Genomic DNA, 7,061 nt, shown 5'->3' with positions numbered 1-7,061 from the left:
TACGATTAAACGGGTATAAATCTCTCAAACCCGCTATGACCAAGCTTGCTAATAGGATTCATCGCATTTTCTCGCTGCTAACTTAAAACAGCCCTGGCGTTACGGGTACTTGAGGGACCTTGAATGAAGGTGCGGTTAGTCGCGAATAGCATTTTTTATTTATCCTGCTTTTTTAAATCAGATTTTGTGGTTAGACTGCAAGAAATGAGAGACATTCTTGGCGATATCGGATGGTTTTCCTGGCATTGCCAACCGAAGAAATAAAGCTGCTCCTGATCAACAACTATTTATCAGCACTATTCGGGGGGCTTACGCCGCTCTCAATGATTCTTCACCAGCCTCCTCTTCAATGTCACAATAAGGTTTGTGATCGAGATGGGGCATAATCGTGGGTTTCAAAATTGGCTTACTGGGATTAGGAACCGTAGGGACAGGGGTTGGGGAGATCTTTGCTAGTTCTGAAGGCCGCCATCCCCTCTTACAAAAGATTGAAATTGCCAAGGTTGGGGTGCGGTCCTTAGATAAAGCGCGCAGCCTTAATCTACCTGCTGAGGTGCTCACCACTGACCTAAAAGCCATCGTCAATGACCCGGCCATTGATATTGTGGTTGAAGTGATTGGCGGTCTGGAGCCCGCGCGGTCCTTGATCCTAGAAGCGATAGCCCAGGGCAAGCATATCGTCACTGCCAATAAAGCAGTGATTGCCCGCTATGGCGAAGAAATTTTTGAAGCCGCCACCCAAGCAGGTGTCTATGTCATGATCGAGGCGGCAGTGGCTGGCGGCATTCCAGTGATTCAACCCCTGAAAGAATCTTTGGGGGCTAACCGCATCCACACATTAATCGGTATTCTCAACGGCACCACCAACTATATCCTCACCCAGATGCAGCAATTGGGGGCGGCGTTTGATGAGGTACTGGCTGAAGCCCAAGCACTTGGGTATGCCGAAGCCGATCCCACCGCTGATGTCGATGGCCTAGATGCTGGCGATAAAATTGCTATTCTGGCTTCCCTGGCCTTTGGTGGACGAATTGATCTGGAGCAGGTCCATCGTGAAGGCATTCGTCAGGTCAGTGCAGCGGATATCAATTATGCTAAAAACCTAGGATTTGTGATTAAATTGCTTGCGATCGCAAAAGTACCCACTTCAACCGCCGAGCTTCCCCCGCCGCAACTGGAAGTCCGTGTGCATCCCACCTTGGTTCCCCTCGATCATCCACTGGCCAGCGTCAACGATGTCTTTAATGCCCTACTGATTGAAGCCGATCCGTTAGGACAGGTGATGTTCTTTGGCCCAGGAGCAGGGGCAGGCCCAACCGCCAGTGCTGTCGTAGCCGACTTGATTAATATTACTGCTTTGCTCAAAACTGGCATCATTGCCAATGATCCAGAGACCTCCCGCATCCATCCCTTGCTGGCCTGTTCCCATCAGCATTACTGCAATATTGCCCCCATGCAGGATTTGGTCACCCGCTTTTATGCCCGGTTTTTAACTCAGGATCATCCAGGGGTGATCGGGAAGTTGGGCACTGCCTTTGGCACCCATGGTGTTAGCTTGGAATCCGTCGTCCAAACCGGCATCAAGGCCGAGCTGGCCGAAATTGTAGTAGTGACCCACCATGTCCAGGAAGGCAATTTCCATCAAGCCTTAGCCGAAATCCGCCAGATGGAAGCGATTCATTCTATCCCTAGTCTGCTGCGCGTTTTATAGGTTTGTTGACTGCCAATACAGAACTGTGGTTGCCAGTTCAGTCGGGTTACAAATCTTGCTCAGGAATCTCTTCCTTAAAGTCAACAACAAGTTGCATAGCCTCTAACACCAAAGCTCGTAAATCCTGAGTCAGAGGGACTTTAGCTTGGTCACCAAACCAACGATCGAACATCCCGACATAGGGTTCTTTACCCTGTAAGTACCCTTGCATAAAGCGCACCAGTGAATAATTGACTTGATCCATAAACTGAGAATTATTCTCAGGCACCATACAGGCAATTCCCTCTTTGGAGAAATAACCAATAATGTTGAACTCACTGGGATTGTTAACACTTTGCAGCCAAGCATCTAGGAGAATGCCATCCGCAGCAAACGCGTCAACCGTTCCGTCCTGAAGCGCATCATACCCATCTGCATGGGTGTCAACAATGACCACTTGGGCTTGAGGCTGGGCACGACGGATAGCAATTTCATTAGTGGTAGCCGCAATCGCCGCAATTTTCTTATCTGCTAGATCCGCCACATCCCACTCCGCATGTTGCTGCTTCACCAGCAGGCGGGTGCCAGTTAGACCATAGCTCACGGAGAAGTCAATCTTTCGATCTCGCTCCCAGGTATAACTACTGGCATCGCAGACAATATCGACCTCCCCTTGCATCAGTTTGGGAATCCGATCCTCAGGGTTAAGGGCCACAAGCTGGAGCTGAATGTCGCGTCCCAACGTTTTTTTCAACTGGTCCTGCATCAGCTTCAGCATATCAACTGAATAGCCTTGCAACTGTCCCTGATCATCGGCAAAGGCAAAGGGGAGCGCTTCTCGGCTGGTCCCTGCCGTTAAAGTACCAGTTCGCTGAATCTTTTCGATCACAGACTCTGCCATGGCAAACTGAGGGGTTATGAGCGTCATGGCAAGGGTCAAGGTCGAGATCAGCGCCGATGACTGACGGGTCAACGCAATCCAGGAGAGTCGTTTGACTCGAGTCTTGGCTAGACTAGGGCGACGAGACCTTAAAGCGTTTTTATTCATATAAATTTTGCGTTGCTGGATGATCAGAGCTTTGGTTAAACCATCAAGATACAACTGAGGTATAGATGATGACAGCAAAATATTTCTGATCGATGGTTGTCGTCTAAACAAACCTGCAGAAACCCTACTCGCGTCGGTTACCCACAACTCTTATGAACTGATAATCGCTAAACTACCAGCAATATATAGTCTTGAGAAGACTATCGTTATGCTCTGTTACGACGCCAAATCGATCTACTTCTGATGTTCTCGGTCGCTGGATTAAAAATGGCGCACTCCTAAAGAGTGCGCCAGAACAGAGTTCACGTAAGAGATGTGTTTACGGTTGGTGCAAGCCTCTCTATTGTAAATAGATTTTTTTAATTGCTCAACCTTAAACACATTGATTTTTATCAATGATAGAGATGGCCTTCTAGGCTGGTGATGGCAACACTCCACCCATATCTTTTAGCCATTTAGTGATGGATTAAACCGCGAACGGCCAACCCAAATTTATCTGACTTTCACCACGGCAGAGGCTGTTGATCACGGAAAAAGCCTCCCGTCGGCCCATCGTCCGGTAGCAGCGCAGCCCAGACAATGCCCGCTGCCCCCTCCGGCACTGGGCGTGCCCCCATCTGCTCTGTCCCCGGATAAGTCGCTGTAAAATTGGGGCAAACCGCATTCACTAAAATACTGGTCTCTTTGAGGGAGCGACTCAATTTAATCGTTAACGCGTTGAGAGCTGCTTTAGAAATCGCATAGGCCGGTAGTCTATCCCCTTGCTCTAGAATACCTCTAGGGCCAGTAAATGATCCAGCACCACTAGAAACATTGACAATACGCCCCTGCTGACTGTTCTTGAGCAATGGCAAGACAGCCTGAGTAACACGCCATGCTCCAAACAAGTTGGTATTCAGCGTCTGCTGAACCTCGTTCACGTCAGCCTCAAGGGTAGGTTGCTGAAAATCAAAGTTCATCCCAGCGTTGTTAATCAAAATATCTAGGTGATCCCATTCTGCATTCAACGCTTGAGAAAGTTCAATAACACTGGCATCATCGGCGACATCCAACGGTTTGAAAATGACGGATAGCCGTTCTTCTCGTAATTTTTGGGCAGCTTGCTCCCCCTTGTTGCGATCGCGTGCGGTCAGAATAACGGTCATCCCTTGCTGAGCAAGCTGACGGCAAACTTCGAATCCCAAGCCTCGGTTTGCCCCCGTGACTAATGCAATGGTTTGGGACGGCTGATCGGACATAATTGGCTCCTGAATCGGCTAAACATCTGGCAAGGCCTGGGATAAGGTGACTTTTTCTGGATCAAGCAGCCCCTGACTAGCCCTTGGCTGGAGCGAACAGCAGTTCATAATGCTCTACCACCGGAAATGGCTGGTAGTAGTTGTGCAGCAATTGCTTCCACTGCTGATACTCAGCTGACTTACGAAACCCTTCAACATGATCGTCTAGGGTTTGCCAACGCACCAACAGTAAATGTCGAGAGGGCTTTTCGAGGCAGCGTTGCAGCTCATGCTCGATATAACCCGGCATCGCTGAGATAATTTGCTGAGCCTGCTGGAAATCGGCATGGAACTGAGGCTCTTGCCCTGGAATAACATCAAGAATGGCAACTTCTAAAATCATAGGCACTCGGACAACCGCTCAAGGGGTGGTCCAATAAAAATCGGCTGCAGGGGGATTAGTGAGCTGCTGCACTTCATCTGTGGGATTGAGATAAACCGTATATTGACGAAATGTTTGACCCAAACCTTTGTGGGTTGTGAGTCGTCGGGCAACGCGATCGGGAATACCATAGCCTTGCTCTATATGCCCTTTCCCAGCTAATACAATGACCAGTTGATCCATATTTTTGGAGACTGTTTGGGCAATCTTCTCCGCCATCGTCTCATCCCAGAGGACCTGAGCGGTGAAGAAACGCTCAAATCCACTTTCAGACGCATGGCCAGGATGAAATTTTTCGTAAATTTGCTCTAGTTTTTGACGATACGCAGTATTACTAACATCAATCTCATTGACTGGGGGGATAAAGGTCAGCTCCTCTGGCTTAAGACTATCTAGCCCTTTTTTACTGACTTTTTTAGTGACTTCAGTTGGGGTATTTAAAGCAATTACTGGCAACTGATGTTGTTTGGCAAACCGTAAGACAGGCGCATAAAACTCCCAGTCAAACCCCCATCGTTGGTGATATTCTGTCAGCTTCTGGAGTTGAGCTTCTGTGATTTCTCCTGCAAGGTAGCGATTGATGGGTTGCTGGAACGGACGCTGAAACATTTCCATTGCGATCGCAAGTTGGGGTTGCCGTTGATACAACTCTCTTAAAATCGTTAACTGCGCATTGTGATCCAGTTTGCTATCGTGGGTTTCCCCTAGATAAACGACTTGCGCCTTGGCTAATTGATCCAACAGCGCTTTTTGTTCCACATGGACCGCCGACGTCGCCCTTATCCATTGCCAACTGACCGTTGGTAGAGCACAGATCAGCAGTAGGCCCAAACCCAAAGACCATAATGTTGACGGACGAGGTTGACGCATGAATGCTCTCAACTTGACTCAAAACCACCCCTTCAAGATGACACAAACCTATAAAACGATGCTCAAATAGCGCCGAGAACAAAAAACCTCTGCTGAATTAGCAGAGGGAAAACAAATCAGTTTTCAAGCGACTATCGAGCGCGACTTACCACTTATCAGCTTGAGCCAAGACGTAAGCAGCAACGTTTTCGATATCAGCAGCGGATAGGCTTGCACCAAAAGCAGGCATTCCACCCTTACCGTTGGTGACTTGATTAATGATGGCCTCAGCAGAGTCCATACCATTAGCTGCTAAAGCATCAGATTTCAGTGTTTTGTCAGCCTGGACAACATTATTACCACCAGCATGGCAAGCTGCGCAGTTAGCATTGAAGACACCAGCGCCAGCACCCGCATCAGCTGCTAAAACGGGGCTACTGATCGCAAAGGCTAGTACAGCAAGTGCAGTTAAAGCAATAGATAGAAGTTTTTTCAACGTGTTTCTCCTCTCAATTCATATTGGCAGCATTGCTGCCAAATCTATTAACGTCAAACACCCAAAATGAAAGATATGGTGCTTAGTGATAACAAATGCGATGGACTCGCTTCATTATTTTAGGATCGTCTCTGCAACTTTAGAACCCCAAGCTGAGAGTTCGAGCGAATACAAAGCTTCTCGGCATGGATGATTGCGCTCATCCAATGGCATAAACCAGCGTTAAGGGCAACCCCCCTAAGTAAAATCTATCCCGTCGGCAACATCTTCACTCCCCCACCCCCTGGCGACTTCAGCCGCTCTGAGAATAAAGGCCTCTAGCTTTGCCAATTCTTGATCGGGCAACCAAGTATCAGGGATTTGGCGGCACCAAAAGCTAACATCACTCCCATCATAGATAGTGGGCTCTCGTTGAAATTCGATCAGACTGGCGACGTTATCCCGGGGAGGGGTTGCTCCCTGCAAATTTTTCAAAGACAAGGACTCCACAGGATTGGGCAACGTCACCCCACCCACATGACAGTTCTTGCAATTGTCTTCAAAGAGTCGCTTCCCTTCAGAAAGATCGACTGGAGAAAACAGCTGCGTCTCTCCGTCGGCATTCATTGAAATGGGAACGGGTTCGGTCACCTTCAGATATCGGACAATATAGTCATCAACATCTGCTGCTTGTACCGCTGGGCTGAGAAAAGTTCCCCAACACACCAGCAGAAAAGCAATACAACAACGTGTGAGCCACGATTTCAGCATTTGATGCGCGCCTTAAGTGTGAACTTTATTAAGATAACGCCGTTCATACTAGCCAACAACCAATCGGCGCCTATCGAGCAGCTTTACCGCCACCCCACTGATCGCCAATCACGGTAGGCTGAATGAGAATATGTCCGGCGATAGCCACTAGATCATCATCAGACAGATTTCTCATTAGCGGGAAGACATCCGTACTTTGTGTACTGGGATGTACTTCAGCAATCGTGTCAAAACCATCGTAGGTGGTGGGGTTATTCATATAATCCACCAGGCCTTCAACTGTATCGCGGCGAGGAGTTGCACCTGCCAAGCTAGATTCAGACAAGTTGATAGTGGGGTTGGTTTTAGTATCTCCACCAGTATGGCAATTTGCACAGGCAAAGTTAAATAAGCGCTGACCCTCTTTTGCTTGCTGAACGGATAGAGTAACGGTACTCCCATCGTTTAACGCAACGGTTCGAGTCGCATCGTCTAATTCAGCAGCAGTAGCAGTACTGGTTAATACTTGAAAAGCAAAAAATACTGTAGCCACCGCCAGCAACATGTATCTTTTCAGCATAGTTCTCCTT

General features: G+C 48.2%; 8 protein-coding genes. 1 reads left to right on the top strand and 7 read right to left on the bottom strand.

Annotated elements, in window-relative coordinates:
- Nucleotides 1-388 precede the first annotated feature (388 nt).
- The gene (locus tag Q0991_RS20865; protein WP_299492178.1) at nucleotides 389-1,711 is read left to right on the top strand and encodes a homoserine dehydrogenase; all 1,323 of its coding nucleotides are present in this window, start codon (nucleotides 389-391) and stop codon (nucleotides 1,709-1,711) included.
- Between the two features lie 46 nt (nucleotides 1,712-1,757).
- On the opposite strand, the gene Q0991_RS20860 is transcribed toward Q0991_RS20865, so the two are convergent.
- From Q0991_RS20860 to psbV, 7 genes are all read right to left on the bottom strand, one after another.
- The gene (locus Q0991_RS20860) at nucleotides 1,758-2,618 is read right to left on the bottom strand and encodes an amino acid ABC transporter substrate-binding protein (protein ID WP_366525029.1); all 861 of its coding nucleotides are present in this window, start codon (nucleotides 2,616-2,618) and stop codon (nucleotides 1,758-1,760) included.
- 623 nt (nucleotides 2,619-3,241) lie between these two features.
- Nucleotides 3,242-3,976 (bottom strand): SDR family oxidoreductase, encoded by a 735-nt coding sequence (locus Q0991_RS20855; protein WP_299492174.1) that lies wholly within the window; start codon nucleotides 3,974-3,976, stop codon nucleotides 3,242-3,244.
- 76 nt (nucleotides 3,977-4,052) lie between these two features.
- Nucleotides 4,053-4,358 carry an antibiotic biosynthesis monooxygenase gene (locus tag Q0991_RS20850; protein WP_299492172.1) on the bottom strand — a complete coding sequence of 102 codons (306 nt, stop codon included), beginning with the start codon at nucleotides 4,356-4,358 and terminating at the stop codon, nucleotides 4,053-4,055.
- A gap of 18 nt (nucleotides 4,359-4,376) precedes the next feature.
- Nucleotides 4,377-5,267: a ChaN family lipoprotein gene (locus Q0991_RS20845; protein ID WP_299492170.1), complete on the bottom strand. Its 891-nt coding sequence runs from the start codon at nucleotides 5,265-5,267 to the stop codon at nucleotides 4,377-4,379.
- 145 nt (nucleotides 5,268-5,412) lie between these two features.
- A complete protein-coding gene (gene petJ / locus Q0991_RS20840; protein WP_299492168.1) occupies nucleotides 5,413-5,742 on the bottom strand; it encodes a cytochrome c6 PetJ in 330 nt (109 codons plus the stop codon).
- A gap of 237 nt (nucleotides 5,743-5,979) precedes the next feature.
- Nucleotides 5,980-6,492 (bottom strand): photosystem II cytochrome PsbV2, encoded by a 513-nt coding sequence (gene psbV2 / locus Q0991_RS20835; RefSeq protein WP_299492166.1) that lies wholly within the window; start codon nucleotides 6,490-6,492, stop codon nucleotides 5,980-5,982.
- A gap of 70 nt (nucleotides 6,493-6,562) precedes the next feature.
- The gene (psbV, locus tag Q0991_RS20830; protein WP_299492180.1) at nucleotides 6,563-7,051 is read right to left on the bottom strand and encodes a photosystem II cytochrome c-550; all 489 of its coding nucleotides are present in this window, start codon (nucleotides 7,049-7,051) and stop codon (nucleotides 6,563-6,565) included.
- Nucleotides 7,052-7,061 lie beyond the last annotated feature (10 nt).

It is taken from the genome of Acaryochloris sp. IP29b_bin.137 (assembly GCF_028285745.1).
Taxonomy (GTDB): Bacteria; Cyanobacteriota; Cyanobacteriia; order Thermosynechococcales; family Thermosynechococcaceae; genus Acaryochloris.
Note: the sequence above shows the minus strand (reverse complement) of the source record. Positions and strands in the feature narration are given on the sequence as shown.